General features: G+C 61.3%; 14 protein-coding genes and 2 pseudogenes. 8 read left to right on the top strand and 8 right to left on the bottom strand.

What is annotated here, in order from left to right:
* On the top strand, positions 1-1001 hold a 1001-nt coding region (locus CKO25_RS17125; RefSeq protein WP_200389165.1), incomplete at its 5' end, for an ISL3 family transposase.
* A gap of 65 nt (positions 1002-1066) precedes the next feature.
* On the opposite strand, the gene CKO25_RS21320 is transcribed toward CKO25_RS17125, so the two are convergent.
* Positions 1067-1330, bottom strand: coding sequence for a hypothetical protein (locus tag CKO25_RS21320; RefSeq protein ID WP_242467691.1), 264 nt, complete (start codon positions 1328-1330; stop codon positions 1067-1069).
* On the opposite strand from CKO25_RS21320, the gene CKO25_RS17120 reads away from it, so the two are divergent.
* Positions 1286-2002 (top strand): penicillin-binding transpeptidase domain-containing protein, encoded by a 717-nt coding sequence (locus CKO25_RS17120; protein WP_242467695.1) that lies wholly within the window; start codon positions 1286-1288, stop codon positions 2000-2002. The two genes, CKO25_RS21320 and CKO25_RS17120, sit on opposite strands and share 45 nt — an antisense overlap.
* 55 nt (positions 2003-2057) lie before the next feature.
* On the opposite strand, the gene CKO25_RS17115 is transcribed toward CKO25_RS17120, so the two are convergent.
* Positions 2058-2339 (bottom strand): diguanylate cyclase, encoded by a 282-nt coding sequence (locus tag CKO25_RS17115; RefSeq protein ID WP_200389164.1) that lies wholly within the window; start codon positions 2337-2339, stop codon positions 2058-2060.
* A gap of 244 nt (positions 2340-2583) precedes the next feature.
* Positions 2584-2787, bottom strand: a pseudogene (locus CKO25_RS17110) (tyrosine-type recombinase/integrase); the annotation flags it as partial.
* Between the two features lie 187 nt (positions 2788-2974).
* Between CKO25_RS17110 and CKO25_RS22170 the strand changes: the two are divergent.
* Positions 2975-3239, top strand: a pseudogene (locus CKO25_RS22170) (transposase zinc-binding domain-containing protein); the annotation flags it as partial.
* A 282-nt stretch (positions 3240-3521) separates the two neighbouring features.
* Here CKO25_RS22170 and CKO25_RS17100 read toward each other — a convergent pair.
* Entirely contained in the window at positions 3522-3704 is a 183-nt protein-coding gene (locus CKO25_RS17100; RefSeq protein ID WP_200389162.1) for a hypothetical protein, read from the bottom strand.
* Between the two features lie 184 nt (positions 3705-3888).
* Between CKO25_RS17100 and CKO25_RS17095 the strand changes: the two genes are divergently transcribed.
* The 3 genes from CKO25_RS17095 (at position 3889) to CKO25_RS17085 (ending at position 5961) form a co-directional block, all read left to right on the top strand.
* Positions 3889-4320: a M48 family metalloprotease gene (locus CKO25_RS17095; RefSeq protein ID WP_338115160.1), complete on the top strand. Its 432-nt coding sequence runs from the start codon at positions 3889-3891 to the stop codon at positions 4318-4320.
* 84 nt (positions 4321-4404) lie between these two features.
* On the top strand, positions 4405-4743 hold the full coding sequence (locus CKO25_RS17090; RefSeq protein ID WP_200389160.1) for a hypothetical protein: 339 nt from the start codon (positions 4405-4407) through the stop codon (positions 4741-4743).
* 39 nt (positions 4744-4782) lie between these two features.
* The gene (locus CKO25_RS17085; protein ID WP_200389159.1) at positions 4783-5961 is read left to right on the top strand and encodes an SNIPE associated domain-containing protein; all 1179 of its coding nucleotides are present in this window, start codon (positions 4783-4785) and stop codon (positions 5959-5961) included.
* Between the two features lie 150 nt (positions 5962-6111).
* Here CKO25_RS17085 and CKO25_RS17080 read toward each other — a convergent pair whose 3' ends face one another.
* A complete protein-coding gene (locus tag CKO25_RS17080; RefSeq protein WP_200389158.1) occupies positions 6112-9573 on the bottom strand; it encodes an HAD-IC family P-type ATPase in 3462 nt (1153 codons plus the stop codon).
* Between the two features lie 422 nt (positions 9574-9995).
* Here CKO25_RS17080 and hflK point away from each other — a divergent pair, with 422 nt between their 5' ends.
* Together hflK and hflC are read left to right on the top strand one after the other, a co-directional pair.
* The gene (gene hflK, locus CKO25_RS17075) at positions 9996-11054 is read left to right on the top strand and encodes an FtsH protease activity modulator HflK (protein WP_200389157.1); all 1059 of its coding nucleotides are present in this window, start codon (positions 9996-9998) and stop codon (positions 11052-11054) included.
* Positions 11051-12055 carry a protease modulator HflC gene (gene hflC / locus CKO25_RS17070; RefSeq protein ID WP_200389156.1) on the top strand — a complete coding sequence of 335 codons (1005 nt, stop codon included), beginning with the start codon at positions 11051-11053 and terminating at the stop codon, positions 12053-12055. Before hflK ends, hflC begins: the two co-directional genes overlap by 4 nt.
* Positions 12056-12217: 162 nt before the next feature.
* Here the strand turns inward: hflC and guaD are convergent, their stop codons facing one another.
* The 3 genes from guaD to CKO25_RS17055 form a co-directional block, all read right to left on the bottom strand.
* Positions 12218-13645: a guanine deaminase gene (guaD, locus tag CKO25_RS17065; RefSeq protein ID WP_200389155.1), complete on the bottom strand. Its 1428-nt coding sequence runs from the start codon at positions 13643-13645 to the stop codon at positions 12218-12220.
* A 40-nt stretch (positions 13646-13685) separates the two neighbouring features.
* On the bottom strand, positions 13686-14372 hold the full coding sequence (locus CKO25_RS17060; RefSeq protein WP_200389154.1) for a putative antibiotic biosynthesis monooxygenase: 687 nt from the start codon (positions 14370-14372) through the stop codon (positions 13686-13688).
* Between the two features lie 465 nt (positions 14373-14837).
* Positions 14838-16076, bottom strand: coding sequence for an FtsW/RodA/SpoVE family cell cycle protein (locus CKO25_RS17055; protein ID WP_200389153.1), 1239 nt, complete (start codon positions 16074-16076; stop codon positions 14838-14840).
* Positions 16077-16178 lie beyond the last annotated feature (102 nt).

The following is a 16178-nucleotide window of genomic DNA, read 5'->3' as shown; positions in this document are numbered from 1 at the left end:
GGCATCCAACGACAAGTCAAACCCTGTCATGGTATACGCCACGTGCCTCAGTCACAAAAGCTTTCGAGCAACAGATGCTTTTGGAATTGATCAACAGCACGCTTGAAGATGTGAGCCGGAAACAGGCCATTGGCGTTGATGCGTTACAATGCATCCTTGATCGTCAGATCAGTGCCACCATCGATTGGAATCCAATACAAAATCTCGAAGTGGTCGGGATCGATGAGATTGCACTGAAGACAGGACATCGCGATGTTGTTGTTGTGGTCAGTGCCTACATCAACGGCATGCTGCAGGTCATCGGACTGCTCAGCGAGCGCACCAAAGCCGCAGTCAAGGCATTTTTTAACTGTATTCCCAATCGGTTACGACGTACCGTCAAGGTCATCTGCACGGATCTCTATGCCGGTTTCATTGGGGCTGCGAAAGCCGTTTTCGGCAAACGTGTGCTCATTTGTGCAGATCGTTTCCATATTGCTCGCCTGTATCGGGACAGTTTTGAGACCTTACGAAAGCGGGAATGGAAGCGGTTACGGCGGACGCTCACGAAATCGACATTGGATCAGTTCAAAAACGTGCATTGGCTCTTGTGCCATCGCCGCGCGGATCTCACCGACGATGAGCGTCGTATCCTCAATCGTTTGTTTGTTCACTCGCCCCAAATTAAAGACGCTCACGATGCGTGCGAAGCGCTCACAGTGATTTATGAAAGACCTCTTTCAACAGGACAAGGAAAACGTCAAATCCGTCGCTGGATGCGACAGGTCTCGAATCGCGGAATCAGGTGTTTCGATCGCTTTCTTGGGACGCTTAGAACTCATTTCGCTGAGATCACTAATTATTTTTTCAACCGTCAGACGAGCGGGTTTGTAGAAGGCCTCAACAATCAATTGAAAGTCCTCAAACGACGCTGTTACGGCATCACCAACCTCGCCCATCTGTATCAAAGAGTGTGCTTGGATCTCAACGGATACGCTCGCTTCGGCGTGGAGCCAATATGAATCAATGTGTTAGAGTTTTCGTGTTCAGCGACTTTTCGTAGTTGATGTGTACGCAAAATATAGCGTTAAATAATTGTTTTTAAATTGGTTTCACATTCCCCTGAAATCCGGGAGAGCCTGAGCTTTTGTCCCTCGAGTTGGCCAGTCAGGGTGTTACGAAACGGAAAAACCGTTGCGCCATTGCTCACTCGAACCCGGATCTCCCGATGCCACGGCTTCTTCTCTTGCTCGCGGCGCTCGTCATCGCCGCACCCACCCACGCCTAGGACGCCGACCTCGCCGCGCTGTTCGCCGCGGCCGGCGTCGACGGTACCCTCGTCATCGCCCACCTCGATGGCGATCCGGTGTCTGTGCACAACGCCCCGCGTGCCGCGCAACGGTTCCCGACGGCCTCGACCTTCAAGATCCTCAACACCCTGATCGCCCTGGAAGAGGGCATCATCGCGGGACCCGATGCCCTGATTCCGTGGGACGGGCGTCTGCACGACATGCCCAACTGGAATCGCGATCACACCCTCGCCAGTGCCTTTGCCGCCTCGTGCGTCTGGTGCTATCAGAACCTGGCCCGACAGATCGGCGCCGAGCGCTACCGCAGCCACCTCGCGCGCGCGGGCTACGGCGAGCTGGCGGAGCCGTTCGACCCCGTGGCCTTCTGGCTCGACGGCAGCCTCACCATCAGTGCCCTGGAGCAGGTCGCATTCCTGCGGCGGGTGATTCTGCGCACCTTGCCGTATCGGGACGCCAGCGACGAGGGCCTGCGTCGGGTCATGCTCGCCGAGACGACCGAGCAGCACCGTCTGTTCGCGAAGACCGGTTGGGCCGCGCGGGCGACCCCGCCGATCGGCTGGTACGTCGGGTATGTCGAGACGCCCGAGGACACCTGGATCTTCGCCCTGAACATGGACACCCGCGATGCCGCGGATCTGCCCTTGCGTCTGGATCTCGTGCGCGCCGGATTGCAGGCGAAGGGGATCATTGAGCCGCCCGAGGCCGAGCCGTGAACGCGATGGGCACCTCACCCACAAAGGCGCCGTCGATGACGATCTCCCGAGTCGGTCATCCGAGGTGTCGGTCGATCGGAACGGTCAGCTCGATCAAGATCTGGTCGCCGCCGAGATGGCCGTGGGTGTCGTTGATCGCCTTGGAGTGATCGATATCGAGCAACAGCAGCGACACCGGGGTGCCGTAGCGCGCAACGCCCGCGATCTCCGCAGCGACCGCCTCCTCGAAATAGGCTCGGTTCCGAACGCCGGTGGTGCGGTCCGTGATGGCGAGCCGCTGGAGTTCCGCGTTGGCACCTTGCGGAGCGCTCGATTCGCCGTTTCCGCTGCGTTCCACGCCTGAACCAGCTCCGCCTCGAAGCGCTTGCGCTCGCTGATGTCGACGAAGGAGCAGATCAGTCGGATGTCGACGCGTCAGCTCAATCGGGCCTGGTCATGCCGCTGCGGACGAGGCGGGGGTCAACAAGCGGGTTTCGCTTCACTTCACACACTGAGGCATAATCCGGGGTGCCGAATAATGCCGAGTCACCCTGCAGACACCGCATGGCGGCTGGGCAGCAGGGCTACTCGACACGGCATTATCAGAGGCTCTTCAGGAAGGCGAGCAAGGTGTCACCCGGGCGATACCGGCAGTGGGCATCGCTTAGTGGCGTCGTGCGATCGAGCGCCTGCTGCTTGAGTTCCAGTCTGGCATGGCGGTAGATCTGAGTCGTTTCCAACAACTCATGACCGAGCCACACCGCAATGACGGTGCGGTCGACGCCGCTGTTCAACAGGGCCATGGCACCCGCGTGCCTCTAATGCCGGTATCGGCATTAGAAACTCAGCTTCGCGACGCATCTGCTGGGGCAGAAGGTCGACATCCGGGTGATCTAGGTCCTGCTCGGGCAACGAAAGCTCGAGAACACCGCGAACTACAGCCAGGTGGCGACCCGCACCTTGCGCGAGGTCACCGGTCCGCCTGGCCCGCGCATACCGCGGCAGGCGTTGGAGGTCGTGGACATCTTGCGCGACCATGGACCGGCGTGGCGCGCCGCGCAGGCCGGGCATCTGAGTCTCGGCAAGCTCAAGGTGATGTCGGCGATCGAGCACTTCCGCACGCCGCTGCTCGGCGGTCATGTCGGGCCGTGCGACGCCTGCGGGCACATCCAAATCGCCTACAACTCCTGCCACAACCGTCACCCCGAAGTGTCAGGGCGCGGCGGCGCAGCAGTGGCTGGCGCAATTCTCACCGGATCGGAAAGAACGGATTTCAACAGTTGGATCCACCTGATTACCAAGAAGACTCAGCCAATCCATGACGCCCTCAAACATGCTTTTTTGCGTCCGTTAGCCTTGCGTAGTCGGTGGGGACAGACACGCAGCAAGCCGCCGAGCGGACGAAGGACTCTGCGGAGTCGCTCGGCAGCCAGCGCCGGCGCAGGCTAGAGAAAATAACACTTGCACCCGTAGGCTCCGCGGAGCGCGCCTGAGTCCAAATGGTAATCAGGCGGCCGCAAGTTAAAGTGGTAATCGTGATTCAGCCCCATTTTATCTCATTAATTATCACTTCGGCTTGCTCACCGTGTTTCTTTTTAATTTCAGCCATCACTGCTGATTCGCTTTTACCCTGCACTGTAAAGAGCGTATGCACTCTGTAGCCGGATGAATTTCCTTTGCCCTTCTTGTAAGAATATATTGTCCTTGCTTTATAGGTTGCCATTAATTCGTTTCTCGTGTTTTTTACTAGCCTAATGGTGAAATTCATCAAAAGCTAAAATGCGCAGCATTTTGGCCGCTGGATTGACTTTCTATGCCTAATTCGCCGAGAAGCTCGCGAATCTTTTACAGACGTTGTTCATAAGCCCGTCCAAGTCCAAGTCCAAGTCCAAGTCATTGGCTTGGTGATGGACGTGCGGGGATTTGGCAGGACCCGCGAAATTTCCTACCCTTGGAAGTGCAAACTTACCGAGGGTTCGGAAAGATGTTCGAAGATCCTGCCGAAATTCACTTTAGACCAAGCGCGAGCGCGTCGCTACCCGGACGTTCGAAACCCGGCCGGAGCATCGGCTCATGACGCGGCGCACACGCTTGGAGTAAGCCGAGCATATCGCATCGGCCGCGATCTGATGGCGCAGGCGGGCTTCGATCCGCGTGCCAGTGTCCTGCTCTGGCGCAACATGGCCGCCGCCGGCGGGAGCCAGCCGCCGGCCTTCCTCTCCACCCACCCTGCCCACAATACCCGCATGGAGCAGCTGGCCGCGGGCCTGGAGCAGGCCGTCGAGATCCATCGGCAAGCCCGTGCCGCGGGGCGTATGCCGGTGTGTTTGCCGCCGTAAGGAGGCTATCGGCACGCCATCCCCTTCAAAAAACGAGAAATGCGGTTTAGACTCCGTCAACGATACGGATATGGAGACTCCGTTATGGATGCTTGCCGCCGCCCCATGCACCCTGCCCCGCTTGCCCCGACCGATCCCGAGGACGACCTCGCCGAAACCTGGTTCCACTTCGGTACCCTCTGCTTCACCGCTCCGCTCGACCCCAGACACCTGCCCCCGCTCGGACATCCCGGGTTCCAAATTGCCTGGCTGATCGGCTTCGCCACCGCGTGGTTCTGTGGCTGGAACAGCGAGGACGAGGATCCGATCGACGACGATATCACCCTCTACACCGCCATCACCGCCACGCTGCGCGACCACCCCGCCCTGCTCTTGCAGATCATGGCGATCCCATCGGTTGGGGAAAGCTGCGGACCACACTGAGTCCGCATAGCCCATCGAGCCGAACGAAAGGATGCACGGATGTCGACCTTCTCCGACCCCGCAACGATCCTGATGCTGGCGACCGTTGCGGTCGCCGCCGTGATCGCCGTTATTATTCTGGCCCTGGTCCTGGCCGGGGTCGTGGACGAACGTGATCGGCTGAAGCGTTTGGGCGATCATCTCAAACAACGCACCGCTCAGACGATCGCCGAGCAGCGCGCGGCGACCTGCGGCTATGTCGAGGCCAAGCGCCGCGATACCGCCGAGCGCTTCGTCGTCGATGCCTTCAACGGCAAGGTCGACACCATCCTATCCAGGGTCAAGACCACCAACTACGGTGTTCTCGAGCAGGAGATCCGCGATGCCTGCGCGCTCGTCAATCAGAACGGCAAGGCCTTCCGCGATGCCCGGATCACGCGGGAGTATCTCCAGGCCCGGCTCGACGAGCTGACCTGGGCGACCGCCATCGAGGTCAAGCGTCAGGAGGAGAAAGCCGAGCAGCGCCGGATTCGCGAGCAGATCCGCGAAGAGCAGAAGGCCCGGCGCGAGATCGAGCGGGCACTGAAGGACAGCGCCCGCGAGGAGGATGCACTCCAGCAGGCGATGGCGAAGGTCCAGGCCGAAGCCGAGCAAGCCAGCGAGGCGCAGCGTGCGGCCTTCGACGCTCGACTGGCCGAGCTCCATGAGCGCCTGGCGGAGGCGGAAGCGCGCAACCAACGGGCGCTGTCAATGGCTCAGCAGACCAAGGCCGGTCACGTCTACGTGATCTCCAACATCGGCTCGTTCGGCGAGGATGTCTTCAAGGTCGGTATGACACGCCGGCTCGAACCCCTCGATCGGGTGCGCGAGCTCAGCGACGCGAGTGTCCCGTTCGGCTTCGACGTGCATGCGCTGATCTGGAGTGAGGATGCACCGGCACTCGAAACGGCCCTGCATCATGAGTTCATGCGCGAGCAGGTGAACAAGGTCAACCCCCGCAAGGAATTCTTCAAGGTTCCGCTCACAGCAATCCGCCGGCAGCTCGAAGCCCAGGGCATTCAGGCCACCTGGACCATGACAGCGGCGGCGGCCGAGTACCGTGAAAGCCTCGCGCTCACGAAGCAACTGGCGGAAGACCCCGAGAAGGCACGGGAGTGGGCGCATCGTCAATCCGAGTACGAGCTTGCGGCCGAGCACAACGAGAGCGATGCCGAAGAAGAGGCACTCGCGGCCACCTGAAGACGAGCAGTTCGAAAGGGAACGGGCGGTGCGAAGCGTCCGAGTGACCAGCGGGTAGGGGTACGCGGCGATCGCGCCGCAGGACACCGCGACCGACGCCACCAAGCAACGCTTGATCGCAGCCTGCTCCGGAGCGCAGACACCACTCACTTATCGGCCAGCAGCCCGGTGCCGCCGGGCGCGTGCCGAGACGACGCGCGCCACGGCTTTGTCCACCTCCACAATCAACAGCACGGCCACGCCAATGCCCAGCGGGAGTAGCCAATCCCTTGGTTGCGGCGCGGCGGTGTGGAACCACAGGTGCATGAAGGGGGCATAGACGAACAGAGCCTGCAGCAGCAGCATGATGGAGATCGCGATCCAGACCGCCGGATTGGTCAGCCAGAAGCGCAACCGCAGGCTGGACTCAAGCAGGAAGCGGCTGTTGAGCAGGTAGAAAATCTGCCCCACCACCAGGGTATTCACCGCCATGGTCTGGGCGACCGCCAGCCCTTGCCCGCGGTCCATCTCGTACAGAAAGATCAAGATGGTGGCAACGCCGATGATCAGTGACACCAGCAGGATGCGCCACAGCGCATAAGCGCCGAGGATGGCGGCATCCGGGCGGCGCGGCGGGCGGCGCATGACGCCGGGCTCGGCAGGCTCGAACGCCAGCGCCAGCGCCAGCGTCACCGAGGTGATCATATTCACCCACAGGATCTGCACGGGCGAAAGCGGCAGCTCGAAGCCGAACAGGATCGCGGCGAGGATCACCAACCCTTGGGCGCCATTGGTCGGCAGGATGAACAGAATCGATTTACGCAGATTGTCGTAGATGGTGCGCCCGGCCTCAACTGCACTGCTGATCGAGGCGAAATTGTCGTCGGCGAGGACGATCTCGGCGGCTTCCTTGGTCGCCTCGGTGCCCTTCATGCCCATGGCCACGCCGACATCGGCGCGCTTGAGCGCCGGTGCGTCGTTGACGCCGTCGCCGGTCATCGCAACGACCTCGCCATTGGCTTGCAGGGCCTTGACGATGCGCAGCTTATGTTCGGGGCTGGTGCGGGCGAAGATGTCGTGCTCGGCGACCAGACGCCGCAGCTCCGCGTCGTCCGCGGCCTCCAGCTGCGCCCCGGAAATGGCGCCACGGTGCTCGCCGATGCCCATCTCGCGGCCGATGGAGGTGGCGGTCCCGAGATGATCGCCGGTGATCATCTTGACCTCGATGCCGGCCGAGTGACAGGTGGCGATGGCTTCGATGGCCTCAGGCCGCGGCGGATCGATGATGCCGACCAAGCCGAGGAAGATCAGCTCGTCGTCGAGGTCGGCGAGCTGCAGATCAGTCTTATCGGCGTCGCTTGCGCGCGCGGCGGCGGCCAGCACGCGCAGGCCCTTGGCACTGAGGCGCTCGACCTCGTCCTCCCAGAAGGCGCGCTCGAGCGGCTCGGGCTGGCCGTCGGCGCCGCGCTGGTGCGCGCAGCGATCGAGCAGGCGATCGGGGGCGCCCTTCATCAGGATGCGCGTGCGCTGCTCCTGCGCTTGCCCTTGCCCTTGCCCTTGCCCTTGCTCCGCTTCCTGCTTTGGCAGCTGCTCGAGCGTAGCCATGAACTTATGCTCGGAGTCGAACGGGATCTCGGCCCGGCGCTGGTAGCCGGCGGTGTCGAAGCCGGCCTTCAACCCCAGGGTGCGCAAGGCGCCTTCGGTCGGCTCGCCGATCAGGCGCCATTGCCCCGCGTCCTCGATCACATCGGCGTCGTTGCAGACCGCAAACGCTTCGACCAGGGCCTGCAGGTTGGCATGCTCAGCCAGCTCGATGTGCTTGTTTTCGAACGAGAGATGCCCCTCCGGGGCGTAACCGACCCCGGCGATATCGTACTGACCGCGGGTGGTGATCAGGTGGCGCGCGGTCATCTCGTTGCGCGTCAGGGTGCCGGTCTTGTCCGAGCAGATCACCGTCACCGAGCCGAGCGTCTCCACCGCCGGCAGCTTGCGGGTGATGGCATTGCGCCGTGCCATCTGTTGTACGCCGAGCGCAAGGGTGATGGTCATGATGGCCGGCAAGCCTTCCGGGATCGCCGCCACCGCGAAGCCGATCGCCGCCATCATCAGGTCATCCCAGCCCCATTGGTGGAGCAGCCAACCGGCCAGGGTCATGGCCGCCGCAAGACCGAGAATCACGACCGAGAGCACCCGACCGAAGGCACCCATCTGGCGGATCAGCGGCGTGACCAGGGTTTGGACCTCGGCGATCATGCGGTTAATGCGGCCGATTTCGGTATGCGGGCCGGTGGCGGTGACCACGCCAAGGCCGCTGCCGGCAGCCACCAGAGTGCCGGAATAGCCCATGCTGAAGCGATCGCCGATACCGGCATCATCGCTCACCGGCGCGACGCGCTTGGAGGCCGGCACCGACTCGCCGGTCAGCGCCGATTCCTCGACGCGCAGATTGGCCGCCTCAAGTAGGCGCAGATCGGCCGGGATGCGGTCGCCGGCGCGCAGGCGCACCACGTCGCCCGGCACTAAAAGCGCGGCATCGATCTCGCTCCAAGCGCCATCGCGTCGCACCAATGCGCTCGGCGACAGCATCTTGCGAATCCCGGCCAGCGCCTCCTCGGCGCGCCCTTCCTGGACGAAACCGACGATGGCGTTGATCAGCACCACCCCCAGAATCACCCAGGTATCGATCCAATGCCCCATGAACGCGGTCGCCACCGCGGCCGCGAGCAGGATGTAGATGAGCACATCGTGAAAATGCTTGAAGAAGCGCTTGATGGGGCCGTCTCGCGGCGGTTCCGGCAGCCGGTTCTCGCCGACGGCTTCCAGCCGCCGCGCCGCCTCGTCACCGCTGAGGCCCCGTTTTTGACTGTGCAGGGCCGCCAGCACATCGCGGGCCTCGAGCGCGTGCGGGTCGCCGACAACCGTGCCCTCGGCGGCAGACGGCGGCGCGCGCAAGGACTGCGCATCGGCACGCAGGTCAAAGCCACGCAGGAGCACCAGCGTGAGGATGGTACCGAGCAGAAACCACTCGGCGCCGATCAGCCAGAGCAACACCGGCAGCCCCAACAGCAGGGTGCGTGTGCCCTGGTGATAGTGGTTGCCGGCGCGATTCAGGGTATCGGCAATGGTCTCGATGGCCAGGCCGCGAAAATGCGCATCGGGAATACTGATCTGCAGCGCGGTCTGGTTGTAGTCACGCACCGCCAGCGCGAAGCGCACGAAGGCGGTGAACAGCAGCGCCGCGAGCAGGAGCAATTTGGCCTGCACGGCGGCTTCACCGGTCGACGCCAGGCTGAGCGCCTGAGACAGGCGCTCGAGTCCCGAGCCTTGCAGCGCGAAGCCGACCACCAGGAGCCCGAGCACGAAGGTCACGGTGGCGAACAAGCTCGCCGAGAGCACCCAGTTGCGCAGGGTGTTGACCGCCAGGATGCCGTGATCGCCCAGTTCCCGTGTCACCTCTACCCAGGCATGGTGCAGCGCGTTCGCGCGCTCGTGGAAAGAGCGTTCGGGATGCGCGGCGACGAGCCAGCGCAGGTAAAGGTGGTAACCAGCCAGCAGCGCGATGGCGAGTCCATCGGCGATCCAATCCAGGGTCGGGCGGTCAAGGACGGTGAGCAGTTGTTCGATGATGATCATAAAAATCCAGGTCGTTGTCCTCGTTCGGCGACTGCTGCCGGGACAATACACATGTGTCATGACGAAACGTCAGAGCGGTGATGACCTGCACGAGGCAGCAGCAGCGTTGGAGAGTGCTCACCACCAAAGATCATCACCGTCGCCATCTTATCTGAGCGAGAGCGAGTGTCACCTGGGCAATGCTGCCTCAGGGCTGCGCTTAAGCTCGGCGATGACCCGCGCCCCCCAACAGGAGAATGGCCGCCACTGCTTCAAGGCACAGCGGCAGCGCGATCAGCGTACACGTAAAGCCGCAGACCCGGTCGGCTCTTCGAGACCCTACACAAAGGGTCAGACCGGAATCAGCAGAGACATCCTGCTGATATGATGGTTCAATCGGATGCCGATCATCCGCGTTCCGCCGTCCAGCAGGAGACCGTCCTATGATCCAGTCCGTCAGTTCCCGCGGCAACGGCCAGTCCGGTCCGCCCGACCTCGAGGCCCTGATGGGCACCGTTGTCAGCCGGTTCGGCAAGTCGTCGAAGGGGCCGTTGAAGATCGCCGTCGCCGTCGTCATCGTGCTCGCGCTGCTCTGGGGAGTGCTGTCCTCCTGGTACACGGTCCAGCCGGAGGAGCGCGCGGTGGTCAAGCGCTTCGGTGCCGTGATCGGCATCAACGATCCAGGCCTGCACTTCAAGATCCCGTTCGGCGTCGATACGGTGCAGTTCGTCGCCACCGAGCGGGTGCTAAAACAGGAGTTCGGCTTCCGCACCACCGGCACCGGGCAGGGTGGGCGCACCACCTACAGCCCCCAGCAGTTCGAGGATGAATCGCTGATGCTGACCGGCGATCTCAACATGATCGACGTGGAATGGGTGGTGCAATACCGCATCAGTGATCCGATCAAGTTCTTGTATCAGATGCGCGAGCCGACCCGCACGCTGCGCGACATCTCGGAGTCGGTGATGCGGCGTATCGTCGGCAATATGCTCGGTTCCGAGGTGCTGACGGTCGGGCGCGTCGAGATCCAGCAAAAGGCCGGGGAGGAGATTCAGGCGCTGATGGATGCCTACGACGCCGGGATCCGGATCAACACCGTCGAGATGCAGGACGTGGTGCCGCCGCCGGCGGTGCAGCCGGCCTTCAACGAGGTCAACGAGGCCCGCCAGGAGCGCGAGCGGATGATCAACGAGGCGCAGAAGCGCGTGAATCAGGAGATCCCGAATGCCGAGGGGGCGGCGCTGCGCACCGTCGCCGAGGCCCAGGGCTATGCGACCGAGCGGGTCAATCGCGCCGAGGGCGAGAGCGCGCGCTTCTCCGCGGTGCTCGCCGAGTATCAGCAGGCCCCGGCGGTAACCCGCTCCCGACTGTATCTCGAAACCCTGAACGAGGTGTTGCCGGGGATCGGCCAGGTGCTGGTCGTGCAAGACGGCCAGATGGGCCCGTTGCCGTTGCTCGAGCTCAATCGCCCAGCCCAGCCGGCAACCGGAGGTGATCAATGAAAGTCGTCCTGATCGCGATTGTCGCCCTGGTCCTGGTCGCCGCCGGTGCCTCGATGCTCTACAGCGTGGATGAGGCCGACCAGGCCATCATCGTGCAGTTCGGCCAACCCATCGGCGGCGTGATCACGGAGCCTGGCCTGAAGGTCAAACTGCCGTGGCAGGATGTGCGTTACTTCGACAAACGCCTGTTGGTCTGGGATGGCGATGTGACGCAGATCCCGACCCTGGGCCGCGAATTCATTCTGGTCGATACCACCGCGCGCTGGCGGATCGCCGATCCGCTGCTGTTCCTGACCAGTGTGCGCGACGAAGCCGGCGCGCGCACCCGCCTCGACGACATCATCGACTCGGTGGTGCGCGACATGGTGTCCTCCACCGAGCTCGAGGAGATCGTGCGTTCCAAGGACTGGGAGGTCAATGTCGAGGAACTCGAGGACCCGACCCTGGCCGACCGGACCGATGTGAACCTGGAAATGCAGCCCAAGCTCGGTCGGGAGTTGCTGGAGCAGGAAATCCTGACCCGGGCCCGCGTCTCGATGCCGGCACTCGGCATTGAACTCGACGACGTGCGCATCAAGCGCGTGAACTATATCAGTTCGGTGCGCCAGCAGGTCGAGCAGCGCATGATTGCCGAGCGTCAGTCGATCGCCGAGCGCTTCCGCTCCGAAGGCCGTGGTCGCAGCCAGGAGATCCTCGGCAATATGGAGCGGGACTTACGCCGGATCCGCTCCGAGGCCGCGCGCGAGGCCGAGGAGATCCGCGGTGACGCGGATGCCGAGGCGACGCGAATCTATGGTGTCGCGTTCGGCGCCGACCCCGAGTTCTATTCGTTCTTCCGCACGCTGGAGAGCTATCACGCCCTCGGCGACAACAGCACCCTGATGCTACGCGCGGACTCCGACTTCTTCCGCTATCTCGAGCAATCCCAGCTCTTGGAGCCATCCCGAGAGCTGGAACAATCCCGGGGGATCGAACAATCGCGGGTGATGGGACAGGAATAAGCCGGACAACGGTGCCGAGAGACCAAGATCGACATTTCTAAAATGAACGGGATCCGGATCGCCCACGGGGTCATAGGATGCGATGGCCCAGGACAGCGTTGACCCCTGGAACGATGGCGGGCACCGCAATCCTTGCATCGTTCGACTTGCCTATGCGACCGGTTAGGCCATGGCTGGCATCACATCCGGTTCACCCTTCTTGTAAAGGCGCGTCCCGGCAATCCAGGTTTCGTCGATGTTGCGGTCGTCCCCACAGGCCATGACGCCGAAGAGCAGCTGCGCGGCTTCTTCCACTGTGTTGGGGGACGCGTCGGCGGTGAGCGATTGATGCCAGGCCATGGCATCTTGACCGGCGCTCCAATCGATCGCGACGAAGTCGGCTTCCTTGCCCTTGTCGAAGTTGCCCAGGAGGTCGTCGAGATACAGCGAGTGGGCGCCGCCGAGCGTGGCAAGGTAGAAGGCCCGGTACGAGGACAGTTTGTTCCGTTCCGCTTCGGCCACGTCTTGCTCACGGGGATTGACGGAGCCGTCGAGCATGGTGTTGTTGCACATGCCGACCTTGTAGGCCTCTTCGAGCACACGGATGGGCGAGAGCGCGTTGCCGCCACCCATGTCGGACCCGAGCGAGAGGCGGACGCGGTGCTCGGGGTCGGTCGCGCGGCCGATCCGGAACAGACCGCTGCCGAGAAAGAGGTTGGACAGCGGACAAAAGGAAACCGCGGCGCCCGCCTTCGAGAACCGTCGAAATTCGTCGTTGGTGAGCCAGACCCCGTGGCCCGCGGTGAACTTTGGCCCGAGCAGGCCATGCTTTTCGTGAACCTCGGTGTAGTCGCAACAGTCAGGGTAGTACTCTTTTACCTGGCGGACTTCCGTCGGATTTTCGGAGATGTGCGTGTTGATCCAGAGATCGCTATGCTCTTTCTTGAGTTGACTGCAGCGATCCATCATCGCCTCGGTGCAGCCGACGGCGAAACGTGGCGTGATCGCGTAGAGATTCCGCCCCTTGCGATGGTACTTCTCGATCAGCGCCTTGGAGCTCTTGTAGAAGTCATCGGCGCTGATGATGTAGTCGTCGGGCGCAAACCGGTCGATGCCGGTGAGGCCGGCAATCACGCGCATGTTGCGCTTGGCGGCCTCGTCGAAGAAGACCTCGGTCGTCACCGGGAAGCTCGTGGTGAACGCCTGGCAGGTCGTCGTTCCACCAGCCAGCAGCGCTCGAAAGAAGTGCTGCGCGGCTTCGGTGGCATAGTCCCGGTCGCGGTATTTGGTTTCTTCGGGGAAAATCCAGCTTTGCAACCAATCGAGAAGCTGATGCCCATAGGCGCCGAGCACACGGATCTGGGGAAAGTGGATGTGGCCGTCGATGAATCCCGGCATGATCAGCCGGTTCTTGATGTGGGTGATGTCAACGCCGGCATTGCGTTTCGAGACCTCTTCATAGGGGCCGAAGTCCTCAATGATGCCATCCTTGACCACGAGCAAGCCGTCGGCGAAGAAGCGCGAGGCCACCTGCTCGTTGCCAACATGCTTCCAAGGATCATCGACGAAATCGAAGAATGCACCGCGAATCGCACCATTTCCGCCCGTCATCTTAACGCCTCCTCTTGAAGGTTTGCGCCCTAAGGACAGCTCACAAATCGGCGGCGCCTGAACCGATCGTCTCGAAGATCCAAGCCAACCCACCGAGCGTTACCACGATGGCAACGAATCCCGCGATGGTGGCGGCTCGCCCCGCGCTGCGCGTCGGCTGTAGCCAGAACGATAGAACTCGTGTTACGGCGGGCATCAGAATCCATTGCAAGATACTGACGCTCGCGATGTTGCCGATGAGCATCGATGCTGCGAATGGGAGTGATGCCAGATGAGGTGACACGTAAAGGGTCCAGAGCATCACTGTGGGATAGAGCGCGAGGACAACTGTCGCGGCCATCCGCCAATCGGGAATGGGGGCCGATCCGGTCACGCTCGAAAACCAAGCGTCGAGGCCGCCGAGCTTTTGAAAATCGTAGGCACCGAAGTCCTGATGGAATGTCTCAGTCCAATGCTTGCGCTCGTCGGAGTTGATCCAGTTTTCGAGACTCTCGTTGTCCTTAAAATGAACGAGGGTCACCCACTCGGGAATCAGGTTTGGGATTGGTTCGAAGACTTCGGTCTTGACATAGCCGGGGAATGTCGACGCTGCCGCAGTGATGCCGCGCTGCCACTGCAAGTAGTCGTCGCGACGGTTCGGGTCAATCCGTTGCGTGACGATCGCCGTGTAGCGTGACTTGGCGGCGATGATGTCAAGGCCGAGGTCTTGATCAGTGATTTGCGACATTCCCGCTTCTCGATGAGTGTAGATCCGCGCGTTGTCCATTGCTCGCAAGCATCAGATTTGATTTGAGTCTACGCTGCCATCAGCACACGTCGCAACTTGGGAGGTCCGCCGGTGAGATCACCCCTCGGAACACAGGCGTTGTCGATTCGCTCACGGAAGAGGGCCGATGGGCTGCCGATCGGGATCAGCCCCTCCGTGATTCGGACGCTCATCCGACGTTTCACTGTGCTCCTTCACACATGGGCGCTACCGTTGATGAACAACCCGGCGATGGCATGGACGGCGGACTTCATCCTGGCAATCGAGCGGTCGCGGACAATCGACGCCGCTGAACCGGCGCCTCGGAGAGTCAACTCAGCTTCAAGAATACTCTTCAATGGCCAGCCCGACCTCACTCCGAATACAAGACGAAATTCGTACTCAATCGCCATGGTCCTCGGTCGCTTTAGATTCAAGATCAATCACTCATTTCTTATGCAGCCTCTTCGTTTTTTTTGTCACATGTCGCCTGGCACCATTGTCTTCGGAAATCGCGAGGATGAAGGCCATGAGACCTAGCGTGACGATGAGACTGCTTCCCCCTAAACTGATAAAGGGTAATGGCAGTCCAGTCAAAGGAATTAAGCCTGTCACGCCGGCAACGTTCAGAACCACCTGTGTGGTGAGGGTTGAAAACAATGCGACAACCAAAAGCCGTCCCGGATCAGATGTCGTGCGTGACGCAATCTGCAGGATTCGGTTGAGAAGCAGAGCGTAAATAGCAAGAAGCAGCAAGGTCCCTGCAAATCCAAGCTCTTCTCCAATCACAGTGTAGACAAAATCCGATGAGGCAATCGGTGTGAAATGCGGCGCACCAAGCCCGAAACCCTCACCCCACAGCCCCCCTGAATAGAGCCCCGAGAGCCCTTGTAGAACCTGCCAACTCCCGCCGGTTGGATCACGGAAGGGATCAAGCCAGGAATCGATCCGCCTGACTGCGTGTGGAAACAACGACAGAATCAGGGTCAACAGCGCGCCGCTGCTGATCACCGCGATCAACACATATCCCAGGTGCCAGGTTCCAACATACAGGGTGATGACGAGACTGAGACCAAGAATCAGAAGGAGGCCAACATCACTCAACATGATCAAGAGCAGAACGAGGAGACACCAGATCCCGATGAATCCGATCAACCAGGGGGAGAACAAATGGGTTTTCAGCAGCCGCCAGTCTCCTAGCGTCTTTGCGTAGCGAGCAATGAGGCTAGCCGTGAAGAGCCCACACGTGAATTTGAGCACTTCCGAGGGTGTCATCAGGCCGATCGCATAGACGCCTCCACGAAAACGCTGTCCGAAGAGAAGGAGGAGTACAAGCACCATGATTGAAAACAGGCCCCAGAACCATGGCCACATTCCACTCATCAGCAGTTGATAACGCCCTTGCCTGACCATCAGGGTGAGCAACGCCATACAGATCAAGCTCAATGGGTATAGGAGTAGCGGACGGGAGATCCCCTGGGTATCGAACGAACCGAGTCGATATTGGACAAGCATACCGATCCCGCACAGAAAATTCACCGCAATCACGAGTATTTGATCGCCTTGAAACCGGCCAAGAACGAAGATCAAATGGATGCTGATCAATGCGACGGCATACCCACCAAACACCAAGAGGTCACCAATCCCGAGCGGTATTCCTCTCTGAATCATCGTGCTCCAGATCATCAAGAAGCCGAACCCGATCCCGAGTAAACACCAACCGAGGAGGTTACGTTCCTCAGTTCGTAGGATCCAAGAGGCGATGAAGCCATCTCGGTGTCGTCCTGA

The sequence above is a fragment of the Thiocapsa imhoffii genome (assembly GCF_016583985.1).
GTDB classification, from domain to species: Bacteria; Pseudomonadota; Gammaproteobacteria; order Chromatiales; family Chromatiaceae; genus Thiocapsa; species Thiocapsa imhoffii.
Note: the sequence above shows the minus strand (reverse complement) of the source record. Positions and strands in the feature narration are given on the sequence as shown.

Coding starts and splice junctions, on each gene's coding strand:
- CKO25_RS17090 (WP_200389160.1), top strand. CDS start 4,405: ATGGATGCTTGCCGCCGCCCCATGCACCCTGCCCCGCTTGCCCCGACC.
- CKO25_RS17095 (WP_338115160.1), top strand. CDS start 3,889: ATGGACGTGCGGGGATTTGGCAGGACCCGCGAAATTTCCTACCCTTGG.
- hflK (WP_200389157.1), top strand. CDS start 9,996: ATGATCCAGTCCGTCAGTTCCCGCGGCAACGGCCAGTCCGGTCCGCCC.
- CKO25_RS17080 (WP_200389158.1), bottom strand. CDS start 9,573: ATGATCATCATCGAACAACTGCTCACCGTCCTTGACCGCCCGACCCTG.
- CKO25_RS17085 (WP_200389159.1), top strand. CDS start 4,783: ATGTCGACCTTCTCCGACCCCGCAACGATCCTGATGCTGGCGACCGTT.
- hflC (WP_200389156.1), top strand. CDS start 11,051: ATGAAAGTCGTCCTGATCGCGATTGTCGCCCTGGTCCTGGTCGCCGCC.
- guaD (WP_200389155.1), bottom strand. CDS start 13,645: ATGACGGGCGGAAATGGTGCGATTCGCGGTGCATTCTTCGATTTCGTC.
- CKO25_RS17055 (WP_200389153.1), bottom strand. CDS start 16,076: ATGATCTGGAGCACGATGATTCAGAGAGGAATACCGCTCGGGATTGGT.
- CKO25_RS17100 (WP_200389162.1), bottom strand. CDS start 3,704: ATGGCAACCTATAAAGCAAGGACAATATATTCTTACAAGAAGGGCAAA.
- CKO25_RS17060 (WP_200389154.1), bottom strand. CDS start 14,372: ATGTCGCAAATCACTGATCAAGACCTCGGCCTTGACATCATCGCCGCC.